At 57.4% G+C, this 25,667-nt stretch carries 18 protein-coding genes, 1 tRNA gene and 2 pseudogenes; 11 read left to right on the top strand and 10 right to left on the bottom strand.

Annotated elements, in window-relative coordinates:
• Position 1: 1 nt before the first annotated feature.
• Both ABQ278_RS01505 and ABQ278_RS01500 read right to left on the bottom strand, forming a co-directional pair.
• On the bottom strand, positions 2 to 703 hold the full coding sequence (locus tag ABQ278_RS01505; RefSeq protein ID WP_018081787.1) for a glutathione S-transferase family protein: 702 nt from the start codon (positions 701 to 703) through the stop codon (positions 2 to 4).
• 57 nt (positions 704 to 760) lie between these two features.
• The gene (locus ABQ278_RS01500; protein WP_349320883.1) at positions 761 to 1,747 is read right to left on the bottom strand and encodes a cation diffusion facilitator family transporter; all 987 of its coding nucleotides are present in this window, start codon (positions 1,745 to 1,747) and stop codon (positions 761 to 763) included.
• 200 nt (positions 1,748 to 1,947) lie between these two features.
• Here ABQ278_RS01500 and ABQ278_RS01495 point away from each other — a divergent pair, with 200 nt between their 5' ends.
• Together ABQ278_RS01495 and ABQ278_RS01490 are read left to right on the top strand one after the other, a co-directional pair.
• A complete protein-coding gene (locus tag ABQ278_RS01495) occupies positions 1,948 to 3,153 on the top strand; it encodes a citrate/2-methylcitrate synthase (protein WP_349320882.1) in 1,206 nt (401 codons plus the stop codon).
• Positions 3,154 to 3,321: 168 nt separating this feature from the next.
• Positions 3,322 to 4,125 carry an undecaprenyl-diphosphate phosphatase gene (locus tag ABQ278_RS01490; protein ID WP_349320881.1) on the top strand — a complete coding sequence of 268 codons (804 nt, stop codon included), beginning with the start codon at positions 3,322 to 3,324 and terminating at the stop codon, positions 4,123 to 4,125.
• Between the two features lie 131 nt (positions 4,126 to 4,256).
• Here the strand turns inward: ABQ278_RS01490 and ABQ278_RS01485 are convergent, their stop codons facing one another.
• Together ABQ278_RS01485 and ABQ278_RS01480 are read right to left on the bottom strand one after the other, a co-directional pair.
• Positions 4,257 to 5,939 (bottom strand): methyl-accepting chemotaxis protein, encoded by a 1,683-nt coding sequence (locus ABQ278_RS01485; RefSeq protein ID WP_349320880.1) that lies wholly within the window; start codon positions 5,937 to 5,939, stop codon positions 4,257 to 4,259.
• An 85-nt stretch (positions 5,940 to 6,024) separates the two neighbouring features.
• Entirely contained in the window at positions 6,025 to 7,002 is a 978-nt protein-coding gene (locus ABQ278_RS01480) for a complex I NDUFA9 subunit family protein (RefSeq protein WP_349320879.1), read from the bottom strand.
• A 237-nt stretch (positions 7,003 to 7,239) separates the two neighbouring features.
• Between ABQ278_RS01480 and ABQ278_RS01475 the strand changes: the two genes are divergently transcribed.
• The 3 genes and pseudogenes from ABQ278_RS01475 to ABQ278_RS01465 all read left to right on the top strand — a co-directional run.
• Positions 7,240 to 7,326 (top strand) — tRNA-Leu (locus tag ABQ278_RS01475).
• Positions 7,327 to 7,495: 169 nt separating this feature from the next.
• Positions 7,496 to 8,695 (top strand): integrase arm-type DNA-binding domain-containing protein, encoded by a 1,200-nt coding sequence (locus ABQ278_RS01470; RefSeq protein WP_349320878.1) that lies wholly within the window; start codon positions 7,496 to 7,498, stop codon positions 8,693 to 8,695.
• Between the two features lie 237 nt (positions 8,696 to 8,932).
• Positions 8,933 to 9,997: pseudogene (locus tag ABQ278_RS01465) on the top strand (IS630 family transposase); the annotation flags it as partial.
• A gap of 159 nt (positions 9,998 to 10,156) precedes the next feature.
• Here the strand turns inward: ABQ278_RS01465 and ABQ278_RS01460 are convergent.
• Positions 10,157 to 11,359 (bottom strand): annotated as a pseudogene (locus ABQ278_RS01460) (IS701 family transposase); the annotation flags it as partial.
• Between the two features lie 895 nt (positions 11,360 to 12,254).
• Between ABQ278_RS01460 and ABQ278_RS01455 the strand changes: the two are divergent.
• Positions 12,255 to 12,542, top strand: a complete 288-nt coding sequence (locus tag ABQ278_RS01455; RefSeq protein WP_349320877.1) for a helix-turn-helix transcriptional regulator — start codon at positions 12,255 to 12,257, stop codon at positions 12,540 to 12,542.
• A 1-nt stretch (position 12,543) separates the two neighbouring features.
• The gene (locus ABQ278_RS01450) at positions 12,544 to 13,857 is read left to right on the top strand and encodes a type II toxin-antitoxin system HipA family toxin (protein WP_349320876.1); all 1,314 of its coding nucleotides are present in this window, start codon (positions 12,544 to 12,546) and stop codon (positions 13,855 to 13,857) included.
• A gap of 162 nt (positions 13,858 to 14,019) precedes the next feature.
• Here ABQ278_RS01450 and ABQ278_RS01445 read toward each other — a convergent pair whose 3' ends face one another.
• The 3 genes from ABQ278_RS01445 to istA all read right to left on the bottom strand — a co-directional run bounded on the left by ABQ278_RS01445 (position 14,020) and on the right by istA (position 17,457).
• A complete protein-coding gene (locus ABQ278_RS01445) occupies positions 14,020 to 14,322 on the bottom strand; it encodes a helix-turn-helix domain-containing protein (protein WP_349320875.1) in 303 nt (100 codons plus the stop codon).
• A gap of 798 nt (positions 14,323 to 15,120) precedes the next feature.
• Positions 15,121 to 15,873 carry an IS21-like element helper ATPase IstB gene (istB, locus tag ABQ278_RS01440; protein WP_349320874.1) on the bottom strand — a complete coding sequence of 251 codons (753 nt, stop codon included), beginning with the start codon at positions 15,871 to 15,873 and terminating at the stop codon, positions 15,121 to 15,123.
• An 18-nt stretch (positions 15,874 to 15,891) separates the two neighbouring features.
• Entirely contained in the window at positions 15,892 to 17,457 is a 1,566-nt protein-coding gene (gene istA, locus ABQ278_RS01435) for an IS21 family transposase (RefSeq protein ID WP_349320873.1), read from the bottom strand.
• 630 nt (positions 17,458 to 18,087) lie between these two features.
• Here istA and ABQ278_RS01430 point away from each other — a divergent pair.
• The 4 genes from ABQ278_RS01430 (at position 18,088) to ABQ278_RS01415 (ending at position 23,189) form a co-directional block, all read left to right on the top strand.
• Positions 18,088 to 18,336: a helix-turn-helix domain-containing protein gene (locus ABQ278_RS01430; protein ID WP_349320872.1), complete on the top strand. Its 249-nt coding sequence runs from the start codon at positions 18,088 to 18,090 to the stop codon at positions 18,334 to 18,336.
• On the top strand, positions 18,336 to 19,667 hold the full coding sequence (locus tag ABQ278_RS01425) for a type II toxin-antitoxin system HipA family toxin (RefSeq protein WP_349320871.1): 1,332 nt from the start codon (positions 18,336 to 18,338) through the stop codon (positions 19,665 to 19,667). Before ABQ278_RS01430 ends, ABQ278_RS01425 begins: the two co-directional genes overlap by 1 nt.
• Positions 19,668 to 20,746: 1,079 nt before the next feature.
• Positions 20,747 to 22,600: a PAS-domain containing protein gene (locus tag ABQ278_RS01420; protein ID WP_349320870.1), complete on the top strand. Its 1,854-nt coding sequence runs from the start codon at positions 20,747 to 20,749 to the stop codon at positions 22,598 to 22,600.
• Between the two features lie 10 nt (positions 22,601 to 22,610).
• Positions 22,611 to 23,189 (top strand): HAMP domain-containing sensor histidine kinase, encoded by a 579-nt coding sequence (locus ABQ278_RS01415; protein WP_349320869.1) that lies wholly within the window; start codon positions 22,611 to 22,613, stop codon positions 23,187 to 23,189.
• A 5-nt stretch (positions 23,190 to 23,194) separates the two neighbouring features.
• Here the strand turns inward: ABQ278_RS01415 and ABQ278_RS01410 are convergent, their stop codons facing one another.
• Positions 23,195 to 24,163, bottom strand: a complete 969-nt coding sequence (locus ABQ278_RS01410) for an HPP family protein (RefSeq protein WP_349320868.1) — start codon at positions 24,161 to 24,163, stop codon at positions 23,195 to 23,197.
• 73 nt (positions 24,164 to 24,236) lie between these two features.
• Positions 24,237 to 25,667: a cell envelope integrity protein CreD gene (gene creD / locus ABQ278_RS01405; RefSeq protein ID WP_349320867.1), complete on the bottom strand. Its 1,431-nt coding sequence runs from the start codon at positions 25,665 to 25,667 to the stop codon at positions 24,237 to 24,239.

Raw genomic sequence — 25,667 nt, 5'->3', positions numbered from 1 at the left:
CTTAGAAATCGAGTTCTTTGTAGTGCGCCGAGGGCGCCATGCCGGGCAGCTTGTCATTGAGCAGCGGCCGGAAACACGGACGCGACTTCATGACCATGTACCAGGTCTTGAGGTGCGGATAACGCGTCCAGTTCACCTCGTCGAAATAGTCTAGGATGCTCAGCTGTCCGGCGCAGGCGAAATCGGCATAGGAGATCGTGCCGCCGGCCAGCCAGTTGCGCACCGCCAACAGGCTCTCGAAATAGCGCAGGTGATCTTTCAGCGCTTCGCGGCCAGCGCGCATGGCGGGAATATCCGGCACGCCGCCGCCCATCAGGCGCTTTTCCATCTTTTCGTGCAGCAGCAGCGCATTGACCTCATAGTCGAACTTGCGCTCGAACCAGCCGACGAGACGGCGCGCCTCGGCGCGTTCGTTGGTGTTGGCGGGCCACAGCCGGATTTCAGGATAGGCTTCTTCGAGGTGCTCCATAATGGCGCGATCCTCGCAGATGCGGTGCGTCTGGCCACCGGACTCCTGCTCAGGCATCTCGACCAGGATCGGCAAAAGCCCTGACGGATTGAGCCGGATGATGGTGTCGTCCGGCTCCCAGTAACGCACCAGGGTCTCTTCAAAGCTCAGCTTTTTCTCACCCAAGGCAAGGCGGATCAACCGCGAATGGGGGTCGAAGGCGAAATGGTAGAGCTGGCGCGAATAGGAAGTCATTAGATCGCTTATGCCTTATTCGGAGCGTTCAAGTCAAAGCCCGCGTGCCGCCGGAGCCTAGATTACCGGGTGTTCTTCACTGAAAATACCACCGTGCGCCTCGGCCAGCCCCTGGGGATCGGGATGGATCAGGATATCGGCATTGGGAAAGGCATCCAGCAGGCGCTTCTCAGCGGCGATAATGATCTGGTGGGCCGCATCTAATGTCAGGTCCGGCGCCATTTCGACATGGGCCTGAATAAGGATGTAGGGGCCGGTCAGGCGGGTGCGCAACTGGTGGACGCCCAGTACCTGCGGATCGGCCAAAATCAACACGCGTACACGCTCAAGGTCGCCGTCATCGAGGGCACGGTCCATCAGGTGATCGGCGGCTTCGCGCAACACCTGCACGGCGCCCCAGATGAACCAGGCGGCCATCAGGAAACCGGCGATGGCGTCCATATAACCCATACCGAGTACGGCCAGCACGACACCGATCAGCGCCACGCCATTGCTGACCAGATCGGTGACATAGTGCATGCGGTCGGCCGAAATGGCGACCGACTGACTGTCCTTCAGCACGCGGTTTTGCAAGGCGACCAGGCCGAGCGTCAGGGCGATAGAGAGGACCAGCACGCCGATCGCCAGACCTGATTGCTGGATAGGTTCGGGATGCTGCAGATGGTGCAGGCACGACTGCATGATGATGGCCGCCGAGGCGAAGACCAGCGCTGCCTGAAACAGCGCGCTGAAAGCTTCCGCCTTGCCATGACCGAACGGATGCTCCTTGTCAGGCGGCGACTTGGCATAGCGCACAGCGGCGAAGGTGATGACCGAGGCGAGCAGATCAAGGCCGGAATTGGCCAGCGAGGCCAGAATCGACTGCGAGCCGGAGACATAGAGTGTGACGCCCTTCATGGCGACCATAACGCAGGCCACGAGCACCGACGCGGAGGACGCCAGCAGCACAAGGCTTTCCGGTGCCAAGTTTTGCAGCAGAAGGCGATGAAAGGCCGGCCCCTTGGGCACGAGATGAGGATGATCGGATTTGACAGGGCTCGACATGCGCCAAGCCTTATCACTTAGACGCCTGAGTGCAAAGTCCGCACGTCAAAGGCGAAGGAGTCACGAAACCGTGCGCGAAAAACGTGTTAACAATTGGTAAATGCGCCTTGGTGTTTGCGGTATATAGATGTAAACCGGATTCAATAATCAATCTTGATAAATGGTAGCTGTCTTTTCGTTCTAAATTACAGGGTCTTACTATGTCGCGCGTATGGATCAGCCGAACCGAGGCGCTCAAGCGTCTCGATGTCAAGCCGCAAACCCTCTATGCCTATGTCAGCCGACAGCGCATAGCCGCCAAGAGCGACCCCTCGCATCCGCGCATGAGCCTCTACGCCCTCGATGATGTCGAGCGCCTGTCGCGCCGCGCACCCGGCCGCCTCGCCCGCACCGCACACGGCAGCGCCACGCCTGCAGACCGTCCTCTGCAAAGCCTTTCCGGCGGAACCATCACACGCGGCGAAGCAGCCATCGATACCGAAATCGCCATAACCATTGATGGCCACCACTACATCCGCGGCCGCGATATCGTCAGCCTTGCCGCCAGCGAGAATTTCGAGGCCGTGGCGGCGCTGTTGTGGCGCGCCGAGACCAGCAATCCGTTCGGCCCGCTCAAGCCCCGCCCCGATGTCAACTTCCCCGGCGGGCCGCGCACCCGCGTGCTCTCCATGCTAAGCCGCCGCCTGGAAGAAGACGCCCTGTCCGACATCAATTCGTCACGTGATCTGGGCACGGAAGCCGCCAGCCTCCTCAACGAGATGTTCGATTCGGTTACCAATGGCGGACCGCGCCTGTTCTTTCACCAGCGCCTGGCGCGTGCATGGAAGGTCTATGACGCCAAGGATGTCGATCTGCTGCGACGCGCCCTTGTCCTGTGCGCCGACACCAACCTCGATGAAGCAACCCTGGCGGTGCGCGTCTCAGCCGCCACCATGGGCCCACTCGCCATCCCGCTGATGTCGGGCTTCGCCACCCTGACAGGCCCCAAACTAGGCGGCCGTATCTCGCGGGCGGAGTCCTACGTCACAGCCGTCCGCCGCAGCGGCAATCCGCTGTCGCTGGCCAAGTCGCTGCTGGAAAAGGGCCTTGAGCTGCCGGGCTTTGAGAAAGACCCGTCGCCTTCGGAAACCTTGCGGGCTTACGACCTGATCAACGCCGCACCGCATATGGGCGAAGACCTGAAAGCCATCCTGCGCGTCGGGGAAGACCTGACCGGCCAGAGCGTCGGCATGTCGCTGGCCCTGGCCCTGATCGGCCGCCACCTCGACCTGCCGCGTGAAGCACCTGTAACGCTCTATGGGCTCAGCCGCAGCGCGGGCTGGCTGGCCCACGCCATCGAGCAGATGCAGACCGGCGCTTCGCCCAAAGCCCGCCTACGCTACATCGGCGTACACCCGCAAGCCTAGGATGTTGCGGCGCAAAATTTTGGTTCACATCCTGCAGGAAGTGCACTAGGTATCAATTGTTTTCAGCTCAGACGCCACATGGCTCCTCGCATAAGCTCGGGCGGGCCTTGCCCTTGCCAGGTGCGCTGAGTCAAGGTAAGCGCACCTTGGAATTAAAGGGATTTTCCTATGCATTATCTGTTGGCAGCGCTTCTGGGTCTGATCGAAGGACTCACGGAGTTCCTTCCCGTGTCCTCCACCGCGCACCTGCTCATTTCTGAAAAATTGCTGGGGTTCAGCGATCCCGGCGGCAACTTCACCGTCATGATCCAGTTGGGCGCAATCCTGGCCGTCGTCGTGCTGTATTTTGCCCGGCTATGGAAGGCGGTCATTACCCTTCCGACCTCTGAGGAATCGCGCCGTTTCGCTCTCAGCGTCATCATCGCTTTCATTCCCGCCGTCGTCTTCGGCGTGATTATCAAGAAATCCGGGCTTCTGGCGGCCTTGTTCGATAATATACCCATTATTTGCATCGCGCTGATCGTGGGCGGTATCGCGCTGTGGGCCGTCGATAAGTACGGCCCGGCGCCAACCAGCGACAACTCGATGAAGCTTGACCTCAAAACCTCGCTGATCATCGGTTTGTTTCAGTGTCTGGCCATCATCCCCGGCATGTCGCGCTCGGGGTCGACCCTGATCGGCGCCATGGTCTGCAAGGTGGATAAGCGGGCCGGGGCTGAATTTTCCTTCTTCCTCGCCATCCCGACCATGCTGGGTGCCTTCGTGATGGAGTTCGCCGACAGCCACAAGCTGCTCACCAGCGATCAGTACAGCTTCATCGCCATTGGCTTCGCGGTGGCGTTTATCTCGGCCCTACTGGTCATCAAGCCCTTCATCACCTTCGTGCAGAAGCGTGGTTACGGCTTCTTCGCCTTGTGGCGTATCGTGGTGGGTGTCGGCGGCCTGGTGTGGTGGTTCGGTATGGCGCACTAAGGATTTGGGGCGTGGGGTCCGCGACCCCACAAACCTTACCTTTTTCAAAAGAAAACCCCGGCCCAAAAGGCCGGGTTTTTCTTTTGAAAAGAGAAAAAGACTTGGGGCCACAGACCCCAAACCCCATAGGTTTACGCCGCCACGCGGATCAGCCCCAGGAAGGTATCAACCTCCTCTGACATCGCCTTAACCTGCTCACCCAGGCTGCCGGCACCTTCAAGCACCTGCGCCGAGGTTTCCGTCGTGATTTGAGAAGCCCGCGACACCTGCACCAGGTCGGCATTGATCGTATCGGCGCCACTGGCCACCTGCGCCACATTATTGGCAATATCTGCCGTGGCTACGCTCTGCTGCGTCACACGCGCCGCGATCGACGTGGTGACGCCATTGATACGCTCGATGGTGTGGCTGATCGAACGGATGGCCTCAACCGTCTCCTCGGTCACCACCTGCATCGACGAAATATGGTCGCGGATCTCATTGGTGGCGCGCGAGGTCTGCGCCGACAGGTTCTTGACCTCCCCGGCCACCACCGCGAAACCCGCTCCCGCCACACCGGCCCGAGCCGCTTCGATGGTGGCATTAAGCGCCAGCAGGTTCGTCTGGGCGGCGATGTCCTGAATGAGCGCCACCACCTCGCCGATCCTGGCCGCGGCATGCGACAGGTTATCGACCGTCTGCGTCGTCCTGCGCGCCTGTTCAGTAGCGGCCAGCGTCATGACCGTCGTTTCCTCGACCTGGCGGCTGATCTCGTTGATCGACGTGGCCAACTCCTCCGTCGCCGAGGCAACGGCCTGCATGTTGCTGGAGGATTGCGACGTGGAACTGGCCATGGACGCCGAACGCTGGTCAGCTTCGCGCGCCGCATGATCGAGGCTGCCAGCCGCCGTATTGAGGGCTTGCGATGTCTGCCCGACGCGCGACGCCACCGCCTTGATCTGGCGCTCGAACGTCTCGGCGCTTGTCAGCACCTGAAGGGCGTTTTCGTTATCGCGCTCCAGCTTGGCGCGGACGGCGACCTGCTCGCTTTCCAGACGCTTGACCACCTCGATATTGTAGCGGAAGGCAGAAACAGCATGGGCGATCTCGCCCACCTCATCGCGACGCTGCTCATAGGGCACGCTGGCGACCGTATCGCCGCTCACCAGCTTATGCAGCATGTGCGAGAGGGTTTTCAGCGGCTGTGAAATATGTCGGACGACCAGGAAATTAATGACACTGCCCGCCAGAAGGGCCAGCACTCCGATCATCGTGCCGATTATGAGGATCTGCTTGGACAGGCTGTCGAACTGAGCATCAGAAGCCGCCGCTTTATCACTGGCCAGCTTGGCAAGAGCCGCCAGGGGCTCGACCATTTTGACGCACGCCTCATCCACCACGCCATCGAGATGGCGGATATCCTGCGTCATCTCTGTATTGGCCTTCAGGGCCGGCAGCATGCGCAGCTCAAAATCATCGACATAGATTTTATAGGCGCTGTAGGCTTTATCGAGCAGCGCCTTTTCATCAGCATGGGTCAGTTCCTTACGCATATAAGTGAAAAGCGCCTCTGTATGCGTCTTCTCAGCGGTCCAGTCGGTGCGCGTCTGGTCAAGATGGTGATTGATTTCACCGTCCGCGATAATCTGGTAAAGTACCGCGCCCTGACCGGCCAATTGCTGCGCTGAGGCAGATGTCCGCGCCAGCGTCATGCCGCCATCCTGCAATTTGCGCAGATGTTCGAGAGAGTACCAGGCGCCAAGGACGAAACTGCCCATAGCGACGACAAACACAAGCGATGCAGCGAACAACTTGTGCCCGATGGATAGTTTCATAAGAAAACCCTCGAATCAATAACGCTATTATTCGAAGAGTCACATCCTATGGTTAAGGAAGTTCTATCCTATAAGGCGAATGTCATCAGGCCTGAACAGGCACGGCGAACTGACCATTCTTGCGGAAGCGCCACAGGTAGGTCGGCACGATCGATTCCACCGCCGTGGCAGAAATGCCTAAATCCTTGAGGCCCTTGGCGTCCGACGCCACAACATTATCGTTCGCCAGCAGAAGTACCTGATCGGTGGTCAGGATAGGCGCGGCTATGACCGGCACTATAGCCTTGGCCCAGGCCTGGATATCGCCGATGACACCGATCGCGCGCGCGGCAATGAAAGGCATCCACACCAGCGGGCGCGGCGTCATGATCTCATGGCCGACATACTTGATGAGGTCCTTGAAAGCGAAAACTTCCGGTCCGCCCAGTTCAAAGGTCTGGCCATAATATTCCGTCTTGCCGAGCGTGCGCGCCACGGCGCTGGCCACGTCATTGACATAGACCGGCTGGAATTTCGTGTTGGCGCCACCGATCGCCGGCATAACGGGGAACATCTTGATCTGGCCGGCCAGTGAGGTGAAGAAACCATCCTGGGCGCCGAACATGATACTGGGGCGCAGAATAACCGCTGAAGGAATAGCGGCCTTTACTGCGGCTTCAGCCTTACCCTTGGTCGAGGCGTATTTCGAAGCTGCGTCCGGGTTCGCGCCGATCGCCGACACCTGCACAAAATTGCGGATGCCCTTGGCTTTACATATATCCGCCATCAAGGCGCTGGCCTGGCGGTGCACGGCGTCAAAGCTGACACCTGCGGTCTGGTACAGGATGCCAACAAGATTGACGCAGGCGGAGGCGCCTTCGAGGGCGCGGGCGATATCGGCTTCCTTGCGCACATCGCAACGGATGACCTGAATCTGGCCAACGTCACCGAGTGGCTTCAGGTCGTAGGCGAAGGTCGGTTTGCGTACCGCGACACGCACGCGCCAGCCTTGCTTTGCCAGAGCCCGCACCACCTGCTTGCCGAGAAAACCCGAACCACCGAAAACCGTGACCATATTCGCCATGATCTTATCCTTCATACTCTGCTGACCACCATCGCGCCTGAGCGGGAGACTCAATCACTAAGGCTGCTTGCGTGAACCTCTCGATAACGCAAGGTTTTTGTTGAGGCAATGCCTTTAGAGAGCGGCTTGAAAAACTTTTGTGAAAAGTCGCATCAAAAGCGTTGACCGAGCAAAACTTTCCCCCTATAGGTCGCCGCCTTCGCTGAGAGATCGGCGGGGACTACCACCTAAGTAAGTGCCCAGGTGGCGGAATTGGTAGACGCGCTGGCTTCAGGTGCCAGTGGCTTAACGGCCGTGAAGGTTCGAGTCCTTTCCTGGGCACCATTAGGTTGTTCGCTGAAGTTCAGCGAAGTTTGAAAAACCCTTTAAAATGTACTACTTATAAGGCGTTGAGTTCATCTCCGTCCGCCGTTGTGCGCCCGCATTCGCGACCCTTGGGGGTCACTTTGGGGGTCACTTCTGACGGTTCGGTCCTAGTTTTTGGACAAACACCATGGCACTTTCCGACACCGCTCTGCGCAATGCAAAGCCGCTCTCAACCCAATTCAAGCTGCATGACGAGGGTGGACTCTTTGTCATCGTCAAACCTTCAGGGGGCCTACTCTGGCGCTTCAAGTATCGTTTTAATGGGAAGGAGCAACAGCTATCACTCGGCACATACCCTGATATCAGTTTGAAAATGGCGCGGCAGCGCCGTGACGAGGCGCGCTCGCTTCTCGCCCAAGGTACAGACCCTGCGGCTGACAAGAAGCGTAAGATCGAAACTGCCGCCCTTGTGGCGGCGACTACCTTCAAAGCCATCGCCGACGAATTCGTTGTGAAGCGTGAACAGGATGGTATGGCCGAAGCTACTATGATCAAGCTGCGTTGGTTTAATTCTTTGCTCGAAAAGGACATCGGGCCTCGACCTGTGGCAGAAATCGAGCCGGTCGAACTTCTTGTCGCCATTAAAAAAATTGAGAAGCTTGGCAATCATGAGACGGCCAAGCGGGTAAGAGCATTCGCTGCCAGAGTTTTCAGATATGCCGTGATAACTGGGCGCTGCCGTTTCAATCCCGCCGCCGATCTGGGGGAAGCGCTTATCGCTCCCAAGGTCAAGCACCACGCAGCGCTCATTGACCCTAAGGATGTTGGCCGACTTCTGCGAGCGATTGACGGCTATCGTGGCCACGGCCTGAGTCCGCTGGCTCTTAGGATGCTCCCTCATGTTTTTGTAAGACCTGGAGAGCTACGACACGCGGAATGGGATGAATTCGATCTGAAGAAGGCCGTTTGGCGAATTCCTGGGCCAAAGATGAAAATGAGGAACGACCACGCCGTCCCACTGTCTACCCAAGTGTTGGGCATCTTGGCCGAGGCAGAGAAATATCGAAGCAGAAGCAAGTTCGTATTTCCAGCGGTGAGCGATTGGCAAAAGCCAATGGCCGAAAACACGTTGAATGCCGCTTTACGCCGAATGGGGTTTGGTTCCGGCGAAATGACCTCCCATGGCTTCCGAAGCACGGCCAGCACGTTGTTGAACGAGTTTGGCCTTTGGTCTGCCGATGCAATCGAACGCGGGCTTGCACACCAAGGCAGTGACACCGTCAGGGCAATTTACCACAGGGGGCGGCATTGGGATGAACGAGTACGCATGGCACAATGGTGGTCTGATTACCTGGATGAGCTGAAGAGCGGGCGCCCGAAAAGTTGATCCGTCAAATATTCCCAGTTCTGGGAATGTGCCCTTACATTTTATTACTAAATCTGGCATATGACTATGAACGATAATCCTGCGCCGCCACAATGACCGACGACTCTGACATGACAAAGACTTCCAGCAGCGGAAATGTGTTCGCAGACTTGGGCTTGGCAGATGCCGACGACCTCCTAGTGTTGCGGAATCAACGGATGGATTCCCTTGATCTTGCAAATATGCGAGTTTGTGTCGATGGACATGGACAAAAGGCTGTTGCTGTCGCCTGAGGCTCGGGTGCGGTTGGAAGGTTGGGTGGCGGACCGGAACACGCCGCAGAAGCTTGTTTGGCGTGCGCGGATCGTGCTGATGTGGGCGGACGCGGCGAGTTTGGCGTCGATTGTGCGGACGCTGGGCAAGACCAAGAAGACGGCCTACCGCTGGCGCGATCGTTATCTTGAGCAGGGTGTCGATGGGCTTGGGCGCGACGCGACCCGGCCTGGCCGTAAGACGCCGTTGAGCGCCGAAGTCATTGCGCGTGTGGTCGAGATGACGCTGCGACAGAAGCCACCGGCTGCCACGCAATGGAGCGCGCGCACGCTTGCCAAGGCGGTGGGTCTGAGCCACACCAGCGTACAGCGCATTTGGAGCGCGCATGGGCTCAAGCCCCATTTGACCAAGACGTTCAAACTGTCGAACGACAAGCAGTTCGTCGAGAAGGTGACGGACGTCGTCGGTCTCTATCTTGATCCGCCGGACCGGGCACTGGTGTTCTCGGTCGATGAGAAGTCACAGATCCAGGCGCTGGACCGCACCCAACCGGGCCTGCCAATGAAGAAGGGGCGGGCGGGAACGATGACCCACGACTATAAGCGGCATGGCACGACGACACTGTTCGCCGCCCTCGATGTCGCCACCGGCAGGGTGATCGGCGAATGCATGAAACGTCATCGGCACCAGGAATGGCTCAAATTCCTTCGACTCATCGACCGCAGCACGCCCAAGGGCTTCGACCTGCACCTGATCGCCGACAACTATGCCACCCATAAGCATCCGGCGGTCAAAGCATGGCTGGCCAAACATCCTCGCTTCCACATGCATTTCACCCCCACTTCGGCGTCCTGGCTCAATCAGGTCGAACGCTTTTTCGGCTTGATAACAGGCGATCGCATCCGCTGCGGCGTGTTCAAGAGTGTCGCCGAACTCGAAGGCGCAATTCAAGACTATCTCGATCATCACAACGCCGATCCAAAGCCCTTCGTTTGGACCAAATCCGCTACAGACATTCTTGAAAAGGTCGCCAGGGGGCGACAGGCGTTAGAAGTCACAACACTAGCACTACTTTGGCATATTATTCTTGGCGGGCTCGGCGAGGCGTTTGTCACAGTGGGGACAGCGCCTTGGTGGCGGTCGCATGAAGAGGTCGAGAATGGCCTGGCGGATGGCGGGCATTGTCGGCTGAGGCGGTGGCCCCCCAACTCTTTTTTTTCGTCCCGCTGCTTTGAGGCGGCGGGATTGGAGAAATGCAAAAGCGATCATCGCCATTAGACAATGTCGGTGCAAACCGGTCCATGACCTGCCTTCGAAGTGATCAAGCCCAAGCTCTTCCTTGAGTTGCTGATGTGCCTGTTCGCAGATCCACCTTGCCTTGATAGCCGCGGCTAGCATCTTGAGGGGGGCGTCGGCAGGCAGGTTTGACAGGTAGTATTTCTGTTCTCCGGTTGAACGCCTTTCCCCGACCAGCCAGACCTCCTCCTCGCCAGGCATGGCTTGGACACGACCGTCGCTCATACGATGCCTGTGGCCATCTGCGACCCGAACGCGGCAAGCGGCAAACTGGCAGTTCAGCTTGCCTTTGGTTCCGCGCCGCCAACTTACTTTCTTCCATTTCCCATCAGCCAACATCTTTTCGGCAGAGACAGCAACATCGTCAGGGACATGGTATTTGCGCCGCCTTCCGGTTGCCGCTTCCGGGAAGATTAGGCCGACGTCTGCCTGATACACATTCTGACGCCGTGATATGCCGACGGCCCACAACAGGTCGCGCTTGCTCAGGGCCTCGCGGAACGGCCCGCTTGACCCATAGCCAGCATCGGCCAGCACGCACCCGAACCGGGCCCCAGAGGCTATAACACGATCAATTTCCTCAATGGCGATCTCCGGCTTTGTCAGGGCAACCTGGCATTCTTGCGGGACCCGAGCCCGGTTCATCCGCGCGACATCATTCGTCCAACTCTCGGGCAAGAACAGGCGCAGGCCCACCATCACAGGCACTTCGCGCGATGCCAGCGTCACCGAAACAAGCGACTGGCAGTTGGACGTCTTGCCAAGCGAGGAAGCATATTGCGCCGCCACGCCAACCGAATGGCTGCCCTTTTTCGGCAGCGCCGTGTCATCGATGACAAGATAACCGGCATCATCCCCCACCAGACGGTCGGCCTCCTTCAGGAGAACGGCTTCAAGCGGTCCACTTTCCCAAACGCCGTCAGAGACAAAATGATGGAGTTGGTCATAGCCAAACTCGCCATCGCGGGCGGCCATCGGCTGGACACTCTTGCGGTCACCCGGGCCAATCAGGCCTGCAATATAGGCAGGGCACAGCCGCATCCGGGTCTTATGCCGCAAGGCCACCAGGAAGGGCGTCAACCAATCTTCCAAATCTACGCGCCAATGTTCCGACATCGCCAGTCTCCTTAAAGCTGGCTCTCTATGAATCACGCAATGTCAGCCGGGGGAATCCTCAAAATTCATTTTCTGCCAAAGTAGTGCTAGCGAAAGCTAATCTGGCGCTTCATATCAGAAGTGCGATCAAGGCGCGGAAGCTCACCCAAGCCCAAGCTGCCAAAATTTTGCGTATTGATCAGCCTAAAGTGTCATCCATTATCAACGGCCGTCTCGAAGGATATTCGACCGACAGGCTGATGCGATTTCTGAATGACCTTGGCTGCGATGTCCAAATCTCGGTCTCGCCGCCGAGGTCGGACGCCCGCGGACATTTGGTGATGGCGTAGCGGCTTCGCGGGGCAACCCAATGAAAAAGACTACGCGCACATTTGATTCTGTTGCTTACCTAGATGGACAGGAAGCAATCGCCGCCTACTTACAGGCTGCGTTTGAATAGGGCGATATGAACCTCATCAGCGCAGCTTTGAATGATGTTGTAAGGGCCAAAGGCGTTCAGGAGATCGCACAAGGTGCGGGCCCTCACTCGTGCCGCGCTCTATAAGGCTATTGGCGAACACGGCAATCCAACGCTTTCGACCCTTTTGGCAGTTACGAAGGCTTTAGGCGTTAAGCTTTCGATTGCTGCCTGATTGTCGGCGGAGCTAAATTCGGACCGCAATACCAAACTTAATCAGTGTACGGATTAACAGTGTGGAATATACCTCGGCCCGTAGTGATTTATCACCGGCGATAAAAATTCATCTCAAATAGGCTTACCCCACACCATTTATCGCCAACGATAAATATACCGTCGCACCGCTCAATTTCTCAATCATTTATCGCTGACGATAAATGGCCTTGATTTCCTGATGTAAATAGGCTTATTTATCGCTAACGATAAAGGAGCGACATCATGGCCTCATCGACGGACGTCCATCCATTGCCGGTGCAACTGGGCCACGCCTTACGGGCCCTGCGCCTGTCCAAGAACCTCAAGCTGGAAGAGTTGTCTCGCTTGTCTGGTGTAGGCATTGCCACCTTGTCGCATCTCGAAAACGGCAATCGTGACCCCAAGCTGTCTACCATCACACGCATCCTGCAAGCCCTGCGCAGCGATCTTTATGATCTGCTAGCGTCGGTCTCTGCCCATAGCGAACGGCCGGCGCAACCCGACACTTCGCCATACGATTTGGATATGTAAGATGTCCGAGGAGATCACTGTCTTTTATGAAGCGTTTCCCGTCGGCAAGCTGTTGATCGACAACGACGGAGCAATCAGCTTTGCCTACGATCTGCGCTGGACGGAGTCACGCGGCGCCTTTCCTATCTCCCTCACGATGCCACTTGCCGCCGACACTTATTCGCCGGACACCGTCCATCCCTGGCTTGCCAACCTGCTACCGGAAGAACGCCAACTGGCAACATTGGCGCGTGCTATTGGCGTCGATCGCAAGGACACGATCGCCATCTTGCGGGAAATCGGTGGCGACACGGCCGGCGCCTTATCTTTCGGTGCACCGTCTCTGCGCGAAGACTGGCGCTTTGAGCCTCTGGAGACTTTTTATCAACTGGAAGATCCGGAGGCAGCGCTTTTGCGTCACTTCGCAGATCTGAAGGAGCGGCCCTTTCTGGCTGGGGAAGATGGGGTAAGATTGTCCTTGGCCGGTGGTCAAGAGAAGGCCACATTGACTGTTCTGGATGCGGGGGGGCGGCCCCGCCTTGGGTTGCCGAAGCCTGGCGACATACTGGCCATTCCCAAGACCGGGGCGCCGTCTACCTTGATCGTGAAGCCGGACAATGATCGCATTCCAGGTATCGTCGAAAACGAGGCTTATTGCCTGACACTGGCGGCAGCCATTGGCATTGAGACAGTAGAGGTCAGCATCCTGAAAGCGGGCCCGCGAAATGCCCTGGCCGTGGCGCGATATGATCGTGCCTATCGCAAGGACGGTCAGATCAGACGCCTACATCAGGAGGATTTTGCTCAGGCGAATCGAGTCTTTCCGGTCAACAAATACGAGGCGGGCACTGTTCCTGGTCCGACGATAGCGACCTTGCTGGCGACGGGGCGGAATTTGCCATCACGCGACGGTTTGAAGCTTCTTGATCAGTTGATCTTCAACATCCTCGTCGCCAACACAGATGCCCATGCCAAGAACTATTCGCTTCTGTTGGCCAGCGAACGGGCATTGGCCCCCTTGTACGACGTCTCAACCGTCCTGCCTTGGCCACATGTCAACCAGAATTTCGCGCAGAAGATTGACGGTAAAAAAAGAAAGCCGGAAGACGTCGCGGCCCGACATTGGGATGCCATAGCAGCGACCGGAGGCTATAATCCTCGCCAGACACGTCTGCGGGTCAAGGAATTGGTTGACGCGATAGTGGGCGCCGGCGTTAGAACCTATGAGCATGTCGCCAGCCATCCCGGCGCTATCGCGCCCCTTGTGGAGCAAGCACGTACATGTGTCGAGGGCAACGCGTTGCGGATACTAGGGCGTCTCAAAGAATATCCATGACGAAAGCCTTAGGGGTAAAGCTTTCGGTCTCTGCCTATCCCTGATTACCGACACACCATACGCTGTAGCGTATATGAGGAGTTTATACGCTACAGCGTATGGTGTGTCGGCAGCGTCTTTATATTAGACAAAATCGCCAGCGCCGCGTTTGCGGCAGAATATCTATCCTCTTCTTGGCCACGGGAATTCCATCTGTCCCGGTAGCGGCGCCTGAGAACGAGCCGCAGACCTTTTCCGGCCTTCCAATGCTTTGCCATTCGTAGATGCGGGGCTTGGCGACGAGGTGCCTTTCAAGAATGCCAACAGATCGTCATGCAGAATTAAGCGCCGGCCGCCAACCTTTATCGATGGAAGCTTGCCGCTGCCGATGTATTCGTAAAGGAAGGTTCTCCCCAAGCCGGAAACTTGAACGGCTTCATCGATACGATAGGCAAGTTTTCCGGGCGTGGAATTGAGTTCAGGCATTTCTGCACCTCTACTGACAACCCTTGAAGCATGCGCTTGATGTCGAAAATGGCAACACGCCAATTCTACGATGTTCTTTCTATTTCTTTGATTTACAGGCTCACTGCTCAACTCGTTGCCTCTATGCCTCGGAATAACGCGGCAAAGGCCAGGGTTGCCTCGCAAGCCCTTTACGCGCCCTTCCAGGCACCTCTTGCACCTCTTGTCCGAGGCTGCTGGTAGAGGCCTGCCAGGCCCTCCAAAGGCCTATGGCAGGCCTGTAAACCAAGCAGAATAGGGCGCCTACCTTGCGATGGACAAATTTGCCCCTGAAGTGTAGCCGCACCTCTCAAAATACATATTAGAAACAAGAGCTTAGCATCCGGAAACCTCTCGATAGGCCCCGCGCACCTCTCGCTTTACGCACTTAACTAATTGAAACATATGAATAAATTTCGCTGAAAAGCCCCAAGCACCTCTCTCCCTTTTATCCTGCCTCTCACAAATTGCCGAAAACGACGCCTCTCCCATAAACCAGGCCATCCAAAGCCGAACTCCAGTGCGACGCGAATTTTCGCTGAGTCACCCGTTCGGGTGATGGTAGTCGGTTATGTTTTAGGATACCCAGCCGATGAAACAAAGGAGTTGATTACTGTTTTTAACACAGATTGCGTATTCCGATGATGTCGGCCACTAATTCCGACTTGAAGCCGGCCACCCATTCCAACTTGAAGCCGGCCATGGTTCCGATTTGAAGTCGGCCGCCCCTGGCTTATTTCGTTGGGTCGTAATTCATGATTGTTTGGTTCGTGGTTTGGGTCAAGCCCTGGCTGTATCGGGCTGTGCTGGTTTCCTCTTTCTAAGGCTGTCGCCTGTGAGTTCTATTCGGTAGGCGTTGTGGACGAGACGATCGAGTATGGCGTCTGCCAGGGTCGGATTTCCGATAATTTTATACCATTGGTCCACCGGCACCTGGCTGGTGACGATGATGGATTTTGCCTCGTGGCGATCTTCGACGATTTCCATCAGATCGCGCCTTTGATCTGAGGTCAGGGTCTCCGGGCCCCAGTCGTCGAGGATAAGCAGGTCAACGCGGGCGATTTGCTTCAGAAGCTTCGCGTAGCGTCCATCTGCCCTTGCCAGGGCGAGCGCCGTAAACAGTCGAGATGCCCGGTGATAGGCAACAGACATGTCTTCCCGACAGGCCTTCTGACCGAGAGCACAGGCAAGCCAGCTTTTACCGACCCCGCATGGCCCTGTTATCAGCAGGTTGTGCTTTCGTCGGATCCAGTCTGCGCTGGTGAGCTTCAGGAACATGGACTTGTCCAGCCCCCTGGCAGCCCGGTAGTCGACATCTTCGATGGTGGCCGACTGGCGTAACCTGGCGGTTTTGGCTCGGCTTTCATAGCGCTTCTGCTGGCGCAATGTGGTCTCTTGCTCGAGCAATATTGCCAGCCATTCGGCATGGTCGAGGCCGTTAGCTTCCGGCTGATTGGCAAGCTCCTTGAAGCCTTTTGCCATGCCGGTCAGGCCAAGCGCCTGGAGTGTGTCGTGGATTGGATGTGTCAGCATAATCTATGTCCTTTGTTTTTACTGAAGGAAGTACTGCGGCCCCCGCAGATTGGGATGGGTCAGGATGAATTCTGGTCCGTCATCCGTGCCGGTGGCATCCAGCCTGTGTTCGATGATCGAGGCGATGCTTTTGTAATTGAAGGCCCCTATGGCAACGGCCTTGGAAGCCACCCGTTCTGCCCGCGCCGGTTCAAGTTTTTTGAACATGTTCATGACCCCAAGGCAGGTTCGGTAGCCGTGCTCGGGATGACGGTGGCGGGCCAGAATGGCGACGATGAGCCCTTCGGTCTCGCGACCGATGGACAAAGCCCAGTGGCTGAACCGTTCGGGTGACCATTCCGCATAACTGCGATGGGAGCTGGGCATATGGTCCGGATTTGTACCATGTGACCGGCCATTGTACCGCCGCTCATGGACAGCAACCTGTTTGCCCCGGTGGAAGATCTCAACCATCCGAGCTGTTAGGCGGGTATCGACCTGTTCCCGGATCAGTTTATGGGGAACTGAGTAAAAGAAGCCCGCCAGCTCGATGTGATAATCCAGAGAAACCCGCGCCAGCTTCCACTCAGCAAACTCGTAGTCCGTCGCGGGCAGCTGGGCCAAAGCGGGCCTTTCTACGGCCTCGAACAGCTCCAGGCGGCTTTGCCCGATCTTGCGCATGATGCGCCCATTCATTCGCGCCATTATCTCCGCAATGGCTTCATTGGCCTCGGCCAGAGAGAAGAAGGTTTGATTGCGCAGGCGCCCTAAAATGTAAGACTGGGCAAAGCGAACCCCAGCCTCGACCTTCGACTTATCCTTTGGTTTATAGGGCCTGGCTGGAAGGACACCCATATTATAGTGGGCCGCCATCATCCCGTAGGTTCGGTTGATCTCGGGGTCGTAGAACGAGGCCTTGTTGACGCCTGACTTGAGATTGTCCGGCACAACTAGTCTCGGCGAGCCCTGGAACACGTTGAGCATCCGCACGTGTGCGCCGATCCAGTCTGGCAGGGTTTGTGTCCAGGTGGCCTCGGCATAGGTGTAGTTTGACGCCCCAAGAACGCCGACAAAGATCTCGGCTAAACGGATCTCTCCGGTCAGGCGGTCAACAATGCCGAGCTTCTTACCTGAATAGTCGACGAAGACTTTATCGCCCGCCACATGATCCTGCCGCATGACCGGCGACAGACGCATCTCGAAGGCACGGTACAGATCGCAAAAACGGCTATAACTGTATCCATCCTGATGGATCTCACGGTATTCTTCCCAAAGCATCATCAGATGGACACCCGGACGCTTCATCTCCTTGACCAGCGCCTGCCAGTCGGCTTCGGGCCGTCGCCGGGCGCCTTGGAATCCACTGCTGCAGGCGTAAAGTTGCTTCTCAAGCAGGCTGTCCGTCAACTCAGCGGGCAGAGGCCATGATAGCCCCGCCGCCCTTGCACGCTTCAGACTGTCCTGGATCGTACTTCGCGCGCTGCCCAGTCGTCGTGCGATCTCGCGCGCACTCGTTCCGTCATGCGTCAGCCGCAAAATCTGCCGTAATTGCTTCATCGTCAGCTCTCTCTTCGCAGGCATTCCGGTATCCCCATGATTGATCATGGAGACAGTTATGCCTCGGTGGCTGACCCAACAAAACGCGCCTGAGAGTTAGGGATATTACGGTGCAATATTACTTCACACCCGGCCGGCTTCAAATCGGTACGGTGGCCGACTTCAAATCGGAATGCCGGCCGACATCAAATCGGAACAGTGGCCGGGATCAAATCGGATTTCGCACACAGATGGGATCGACTACCTGATCGAGGCTCTGAAAGACAATCGGGAGCATTACGTCGAGCAACGTAAGAAAACTGAACTGTTCTACAAAAAGAAATAATCATACCCCCTGTGGCCTTGGGCGAATGGGTACCTAGATGCGCGCGGACATTTGTTGATGGTGTAGCGGTTTGGCGTGTCGAACACCCTTGACCATATTGCGCCCGACTGCGGCGATATAGGCCCCAGCCGAGGCGTTAATTACGGAGAGAAGTCGGCGGCTCTTATTGCAGTTTAATCCGTTACCTTTTCGGGCAAACGCACTCCACATACGCGACACCGTATGAATTTTATTTATGCGTCGTGGCGTATATTGTCGGTTTATACGCAAGAGCGTATATACCAAAACTATACGCCGCACCGCATATTGACGCTTTATACGCGGAGGCGTATAAAGCGTTCATGGAGACCGTTATGAAACAACTCGCTAGATCCCCGAAACAAATCGGCTCGGTCCTACGGCGCCATCGCGAATCAAAGAACATGACGCAATGCGAGCTCGCAGGCCTAGCGGGCGTCCGACAAGCTACAGTTTCGGAGGTCGAAACTGGACAGGAAGGCACAAAACTAGCAACGCTGTTAGATATCCTTGCCGCCCTAGACCTGGAAATTATGATTACAGCTAGAACGCGCGACAACCAGGATATCGAGGACATATTCTAATGGCTCGTCGCCCGTCACACGTTCCTCTCAACGTATTTCTGAACAACCAATCTATCGGCCAACTCGAAAAGGAGCCGAGTGGTGCGACGACGTTTCGTTATGACCCTACATGGCTTGCCAAGGACTATGCGCTACCCGTATCTTTATCCCTTCCACTGGACGAGCGCGCCTATAGAGGTAGTAGCGTTCAGGCAGTTTTTGAAAACTTACTTCCAGATCGAGACAATATCCGTAGACGTGTTGCGGAACGTGTAGGCGCAGAAGGCATCAACTCTTACAGCCTTCTGTCCAAAATTGGACGTGACTGTGTTGGTGCCCTGCAATTCTTGCCCGAGGACCAAACGACCGATCAAGTACAGGTCATAGAAGGCGAAAACGTTTCAGAAAGCGATATCGAAGGAATCTTAGCCAATCTTGCGCGCGCCCCTCTTGGACTCGATGCAGAAGAAGGATTTCGAATCTCGGTTGCAGGTGCCCAAGAAAAAACAGCCCTGCTATGGCACGAAAATCGTTGGAAGAAACCGCTGGGAACAACACCTACAACACATATTCTCAAACCGCAGATCGGTACGATTGAAAATAGTACTGGCACGATCGACCTGTCTAACAGTGTTGAAAACGAGTACTACTGCCTAAAGCTCATGGAAGCCTTCGGTTTGACCGTAAACAAAGCGAGCATCACAAACTTTGGAAACAGAAAAGTTCTTGTAGTAGAAAGATTCGACCGGCGCTGGACCAAAGATGGTCGACTGCTCAGGCTACCACAAGAAGACTTCTGCCAAGCGCTATCCGTAGCTCCGAGCCAGAAATATCAAAGTCACGGCGGTCCAAAGATAACTGATATCGTCCGAATTCTACGCGACGGCGATAATCCACAGAAAGACCAGCAAGCGTTTTTCAAATCTCAGATACTTTTTTGGCTGATTGGCGCTACCGATGGACACGCTAAAAATTTTAGCATTTTCCTGAAGCCGGGTGCCAGATATTCGCTGACGCCATTTTACGATGTGCTGACGGCACAGCCCAGTTTCGATTACAAACAGATACCACACAAACACTACAAGCTGGCAATGTCAGTCGGCAACAGCCGTCACTACGACATACTTGGAATACGGGGCTACCATTTTCAGGAAACAGCCAAGGAGGCAGGCCTTGGTCCCACACTAACCAATATTGTTTTTCAGGAAATCGAAAGTCAATTTGGGCAGGCGTTCGATAGAGTCGAGCGTGAACTATTTGACGGCTTTCCGATGCAAATCCATACCAGCGTAAAAGTAGCGGCTACAGTCAGGCTAAGATATTTGATGAACTCCGGTAACTTGAAGGGGTAGGCGTCATGGCGATTATGACGCGCACCCGTATCATCCACACTGATCCATGACGCCGTCTCAAGGCCCGTCTTAAAGACCTCCTGGTCTTCCATGATCAGATCATCGAGACCCTCGTTCAGAAAGCGGACCACCTGGCGCTTCGAGATATCAAGCCCCATGCCGTTCAACAGCGACACCAGGCGCTCGCTCGTCACCTGGCCCTGATAATGGGCGGCCAAAATGAACTGGCGCACCTGCGGCCCAAAGCCTCCCATCACACCCGCCGGAATGTCGGCGACAATCCGCTTGCCATCAGGTGTTTCCCAACGCTCGCGACGATAGCGGATCACCGCTGTCTCAATGTGCAGGTCCTGGACCGTCACGTCTTCATAACCCCTGAAACGCGACCCCGTCGGCACGTCTGAAGCCTTCAGCTTGACCGCTGCCGTTACCGTCAGCTTGTCACGTTTCGATCCGCGACCAGGCTTGCCCCCCTTACCCTTGCCCCCAAAAAGCTTCGAAGACGCCTTTTCCATCCCTGACGGTTTGCCTGGAAACTTCGGACGCGGCGGCAGACCCTTCAGGCGGGCGATCTCGTCGGCTTGTTCAGAGATCTTCACATCGCGAACCGAAACCGCAAGCTTCAGGTCTTCAATCGTCCGAGACTGATCTTCGATGATCTGCGACTGCGCCGAAACCTCTGCATGAAGCCGCTCAACTTGCGCCACGAGCGTCGAAACAACCTGCCGTAACCCGGCAAGCGATAAACCATCATCCGATTCAGGAGTGCGAGACATCCAAAGCTTAAATCACAAACCCAAGTCCCTGCCAACCCCAACTGCACGGGAATTTGCTCCGGTTACATCTGAAGTGTCCGCAACTGTACCTCCGCGTCCACGGCCCTGATGGCAAATTGGGGGTATAAATGGGGTTACACCAGCAAATAAGGCGCTGAGCGCCTCCTCATGACCACCAGCGGCATGAAAAAAACCATGCCTGCGCCGCCCAAAAGAATTGCGGTTAAGTTTGCCTTTACCGCTTTTTACAGGCGAATCAACTTACTCTATAGTAGCAACTTAAGTGATTCGTTCGGATAAACCATGGCCATAGCCTCCATTGCCTATACCGCCGCAGCGGGCGGATTGGCCTTGGCCCTGTCCACCACGTGGCTGGCCTTGCGCAACCGTATGCGCTTCTCCAAGGCCCGCGATACGCTGAAAGCCGACCTCACCGTCAAAGAAAGCATGTTGCGCGAGCTCGACGCCGCAACCACGGCCTTTGACGAGGCCTTTCTGGCGGTTGAAGGCGATACGGTGCGGTTGGTCTGGGGCGAAGACACCCTGCGCCTCTGCGCCGAAGCGCTCGGCCTCAAACTCAACAGCAGTGCCGATATAGCACCGCAGGTGGTCCAGGCGCTGGGCGAAACCTCCGCAGAAGCCGGACTGGGCCTCAAGGAACTGATTTCCGAAGGCAAGTGGTGCCGTTTCGAGGTTTTCGCCGAAACCCCGCCTAACAAGATCGCCGGTATCAGCGCCGCCACGCTCGCCGGCATGACCTTGATCATTGAGGGCAAATCGTCGGGCGCCACCGCCTGGATCCGGCTGGCGATTGCCGGCGCCAAGGCCTCGCTGTCGTCCGGTCCGTTCGCGCAGATGGCCGAGCATTTGCCTGCACCTTGCTGGATCTGCGCGCGTGATGGCCGCATCGTCTGGGTCAATGCCGCCTGGCTGAAGGCCGCCGAGGCCTCAAGCCTTGACGAGGCCATCAAGAATAACCTGTCGCTTGACCGCAATGCCGATGCCCTGGTCATGGAAGCGATGGAGCAGAAGACGCGCCGCGAAGGCTTCCGCTGGCTGACAGTCGGCGGTCAGCGCCGCGCCTTTCAGGTCATCGCCGAGCCGCTCAACGATGCCTATGCCTGCGCCTACGCGGTCGATGTCACCGAGGCCGAGGAAAGCCGTGAAGCGCTCAAGCGCCACGCCAAGGCACACGACGAAACGCTCGATACGCTGGAAGACGCCGTGGCAATCTTCGGGCCGGAAAAGCAGTTGATGTTCCGCAACCGGGCGTTCGAGAAGCTGTGGGATCTGGAAGCCGCCTGGCTCGATGAGCGTCCGACGCACGGCGAATGGCTCGATCGCCTGCGCCAGAAGCGCCGCTCGCCGGAAACCGGTGATTACAGCGCCTTCAAGACGCGCGAACTGGAATTTTACGGGCTGACCCATACGGCCGACGATGAAATGTGGAGCCTGCCCGATGGCCGCTCCTTGCGTGTTGTGCGCCAGCCGCATCCGCTGGGCGGCCTGCTGATCCTGTTCTCCGACAAGACCGGCGAACTGAAGCTCAAGGCGCAGTTCAATGCGCTTATTCAGGTACAGAAATCGACGCTCGACCAGCTTAACGACGCCGTGTCGGTCTATGGCAGCGATGGTCGCCTCCGCCTGCGTAATCTGGCGTTTGACAAGTTCTGGGCCTTGCAGCCTGAAGATATCACTACGGTGATGGACTTCGCCGATCTGGCCGAACTGTGCCTGCCGTTGGTTCATGATCGCGGCTTCTGGGCCGAGCTTAAGGCCCGCGTCACCGATACCGATCCGCTGGCGCGTGCGCCGCAAATCGGCGAGATCAAGATCTCCGATGGCCGCCTGGCGCAATGGCGCACCCAGCCCCTGCCGGATGGCGCGACGCTGGTGGCCTTCTCCGATATCACCGCCACGCGCCAGCTTGAAAAGGCCATCGAGGCGCGCGATGAGGCCCTGAACGAGTTGGTTCGGTTGAAGCGTGATTTCGTTGCCAATGTCTCCTACGAACTGCGCACGCCGCTGACCACCATCGTCGGCTATGCCGAACTGTTGCAGGCGCAGGTGACTTCGGCCGATACCAATCCGAAGCAGAAGGCCTTCCTCGAATTCGATCCAGAGCGCGGCGCAGGAACTGGCGCGTTCGATCGATGACGTGCTTGATATGGCTCAGATCGATGCCGGCGAGATGTCGATCTCGCGCGCCGATGTCCGCCTGCTCGATATCGTGGCCGAGGTTGGTCTGCGGCTCACCGATGTGTTCAAGGCCCGCGGCGTCAAGTTCGATTACACCGGCGTGGTCGAGACCGGCATGGTGCGCGTCGATGCCAAGCGCCTCGGCCAATGCCTCGAACATCTGCTGGGCAACGCGATTCGTAACGCCACCAGCGGCGGCGCGGTTATGCTGAACGCGAAAAAGGACGGCGACAATCTGGTGCTGGAAGTGGCCTATACCGGTCGCGGCATCCCCTATCATGTGCAGGCGCATATTTTTGACCGTTATATCGGCCGTGAACGCGGAGGTCCGGGCCTAGGCCTGGCGCTGGTCAAGGCGCTGGTCGAACTGCATGAGGGCTGGATCACGCTGGAATCCGAACCCAACGAGGGCGCCAGCTTCAAAATTCACCTGCCGGGTCAGGCCGATGCGGGGAAATCCGAACCTGTCGCGGCTGAGCCTCAAGCAGACACGAAAACACTGAACGTGATCGATCGCAGCGACGATACGGTCTCCAGCGTCGCTTAACCGGTCTATCCGGCATGGAACAGGGCGCGCATCAGGTCAGACTTGCTGACCATGCCTTCGAGCCGGCCCTCGTCATCAACCACCATAACGTGGCGACGATCACCTTTGGCCAGTATCGGCAGCAATTCGGTGGCAGAATCCCCGGGCTTTACGCGCGCATAGGTCTGGCGCATAACCTGACCCGCCGGCAATGAGGGTTCGGACTTGAGCGTATCGTCCAGTCGCAGCAATCCCATCAGTTTACGGCGGCTGTCAACCACCGGCAGGGCCTTGATATCGTGGCGCACCATGGTGGCCTCGGCGAAACTGAGCGGTGTATTCGGCGCGATCGTGCGCAGCTTAGCCACCATGATCTGGCCGCAGGTCATCTTGCGGGCAAGGCGCATATAGGCCTGCATCTCGGTTTGTTCGATCAGCTTTTCAACGTCTTCGCGGCTGATATCGAGCGCCTGATTATAGCCCAGCAGGGCGGCCTCAAGATCGGACGGATCGAAGCGATGCAGGGCCAGCAGGTGTGGTGTGGCGCTGACAATCTGACGCTGCGGATATTTGACGCCGGTCAGATGATGGTAGGCGATGGCGACGATAACCAGAACAGCGGCGTTGACCGTCACCGGGAACAGAATGAACGACCAGTCGGTTGTCTGGGCGATGACCACGAACAGGGCGGTGCCGCCACCGGAGGGATGCAGGGCACGCAAGCTGACCATCAGCAGGACCGCCAGGGCGACAGCCGTACCGGCGCCAAGCGCCGTATGGCCAAACTCATGAAAAGCGATCAGACCGGCCAGGGCCGACAGGGCATGCCCGCCGATAATCGGCCAGGGCTGCGACATCGGCGAACCCGGCACAGCGAAGACCTGCGCGGCCGAGGCGCCGAGCGGAGCCATCAGCCACCATTTGAGATGCAGATCGCGCTCGAACAGGCCGCAAATCAGGGCGGTAAGAGCTATGCCAAGGAAAACACCGCCCACGATAAGGATGCGCTGACGGGCATCTATTCGCGTGGACGGTGGAATAAAGTCTTCAAAAAAGGCTTTTAGTTCCTTACGCAGTCTCGGTTTCCTTGCCGTACCAGTTTATATTTCGCGTCAAGATCATCACGGTGGCGATGACCACGAAGGCCGCCACGGCGCCGATCAGCAGCGCGTAATCTTCCATCCGCATCAGCGTATAGATCATTCCGTACAACAAGGAAAAGATAATCAGGGCGGCAAAACCACGTAACCGGCTTTTGAACACCATGCCGGCATAGCTCGATATCAGCCCCACCGTGGCGATGGCCGCGGCAAGAAAGGCGAGATCGAAGCCGATGCGCTCGGCCAGCGACAGCAGCAACAAATAGAAGGTGATCTGCGTCAGGCCAATCAGGATATATTGCGCCGGGTGCAGTTCGCGCTTCGAGGTGCTCTCAAAAACGAAATAGGTCAGGAAGACGAGACCAACGAACAGCAGGGCGTATTTCAGCGAACGGCCGACATTCTTATAGGGATTGGTGTTCTCGACAAAGGCGACCGACAGTTCCGACTTGCCGAGTGACGACAGGCTATCGAGATTGATGACCGCCGGCAGGCCGCGCGCCACAAAAGGCACAGACCAGGTGGCCCGGAAGCCCGATTTCAGGTCTTCCTCGCCCTTGACCAGCGGCGTCTGCCGATCGTGGCGAAAGGCGCGCGTGGCCGGCAGGAAACCGCCGCCGAACGACGGCGTGTTCCAGTCACCGGAAAGCGTAACCTCGGACGACTTGGCATAGGCCAGCACGCCGATCTTTTGCGCGCCGGTAAAGCTCATATCGAGGGTGACGTCATAGGGCTTGGCGGTATCGAGCGATGCCAGGGGCGTCGAGAACAGGTCGAGCTTGCCGCTGCCGCTATCGGTGCTGAGGCTTTGCGCGCCTTCGACCGCCGGCGCCAGAGTCATGGCCTGACCGTCGACCGTGGCGGTGATGTCCTTGCGCGCGCCGCGTGAATCGGACGCACCGGAAAGCAACTGGGCACGGCTCCAGTCGAGCATGGCGCCGGGGGGCGCCTTGACCTGGGTCAGATCGAAATGGGCGGTGAAATGCAGGTCGGTGGTATAGACCGGCACGCGAAATAGCGAGCGCGAGCGCACCTCGCTCTTGCTGGTGGCCACAGCCTTGCCGGTGACTGGAAAGACGACCAGATTGCCGGTCTGGGCGGGCACCACCGACTTGACGCCGTTGGCGTCGGTCTCGACCTTGGGCGGGGCAACATAGGGCACGGTGATGACCGGGCCCAGGAAGGTTTGCGGGCCGCCCATCAGGCCGCCGATTTCGCGGGTGACCTCGTCAGCGCGGTGGGTGCGGTCAAGCAACAACAGGAAGACAAAGCCCGCCGGCACCGACATGAGCACGGCGAGGATACAGACGATCAGAAGCTTGGTACCCTTGCTGCGGCTGATGATCTGACGCGGGGCTGGGTTTTGCGGGGGATAGCCGGGGGTGGATGTAGTGGACAT

The organism is Asticcacaulis sp. MM231, from assembly GCF_964186625.1.
GTDB lineage: Bacteria > Pseudomonadota > Alphaproteobacteria > Caulobacterales > Caulobacteraceae > Asticcacaulis.
Note: the sequence above shows the minus strand (reverse complement) of the source record. Positions and strands in the feature narration are given on the sequence as shown.

Bases quoted from the DNA above. Each gene is read 5' to 3' on its own strand.
- ABQ278_RS01505 (WP_018081787.1), bottom strand. From the start codon at position 703: ATGACTTCCTATTCGCGCCAGCTCTACCATTTCGCCTTCGACCCCCAT.
- ABQ278_RS01500 (WP_349320883.1), bottom strand. From the start codon at position 1,747: ATGTCGAGCCCTGTCAAATCCGATCATCCTCATCTCGTGCCCAAGGGG.
- ABQ278_RS01495 (WP_349320882.1), top strand. From the start codon at position 1,948: ATGTCGCGCGTATGGATCAGCCGAACCGAGGCGCTCAAGCGTCTCGAT.
- ABQ278_RS01490 (WP_349320881.1), top strand. From the start codon at position 3,322: ATGCATTATCTGTTGGCAGCGCTTCTGGGTCTGATCGAAGGACTCACG.
- ABQ278_RS01485 (WP_349320880.1), bottom strand. From the start codon at position 5,939: ATGAAACTATCCATCGGGCACAAGTTGTTCGCTGCATCGCTTGTGTTT.
- ABQ278_RS01480 (WP_349320879.1), bottom strand. From the start codon at position 7,002: ATGGCGAATATGGTCACGGTTTTCGGTGGTTCGGGTTTTCTCGGCAAG.
- ABQ278_RS01470 (WP_349320878.1), top strand. From the start codon at position 7,496: ATGGCACTTTCCGACACCGCTCTGCGCAATGCAAAGCCGCTCTCAACC.
- ABQ278_RS01455 (WP_349320877.1), top strand. From the start codon at position 12,255: ATGGCCTCATCGACGGACGTCCATCCATTGCCGGTGCAACTGGGCCAC.
- ABQ278_RS01450 (WP_349320876.1), top strand. From the start codon at position 12,544: ATGTCCGAGGAGATCACTGTCTTTTATGAAGCGTTTCCCGTCGGCAAG.
- ABQ278_RS01445 (WP_349320875.1), bottom strand. From the start codon at position 14,322: ATGCCTGAACTCAATTCCACGCCCGGAAAACTTGCCTATCGTATCGAT.
- istB (WP_349320874.1), bottom strand. From the start codon at position 15,873: ATGCTGACACATCCAATCCACGACACACTCCAGGCGCTTGGCCTGACC.
- istA (WP_349320873.1), bottom strand. From the start codon at position 17,457: ATGATCAATCATGGGGATACCGGAATGCCTGCGAAGAGAGAGCTGACG.
- ABQ278_RS01430 (WP_349320872.1), top strand. From the start codon at position 18,088: ATGAAACAACTCGCTAGATCCCCGAAACAAATCGGCTCGGTCCTACGG.
- ABQ278_RS01425 (WP_349320871.1), top strand. From the start codon at position 18,336: ATGGCTCGTCGCCCGTCACACGTTCCTCTCAACGTATTTCTGAACAAC.
- ABQ278_RS01420 (WP_349320870.1), top strand. From the start codon at position 20,747: ATGGCCATAGCCTCCATTGCCTATACCGCCGCAGCGGGCGGATTGGCC.
- ABQ278_RS01415 (WP_349320869.1), top strand. From the start codon at position 22,611: ATGGCTCAGATCGATGCCGGCGAGATGTCGATCTCGCGCGCCGATGTC.
- creD (WP_349320867.1), bottom strand. From the start codon at position 25,667: ATGTCCACTACATCCACCCCCGGCTATCCCCCGCAAAACCCAGCCCCG.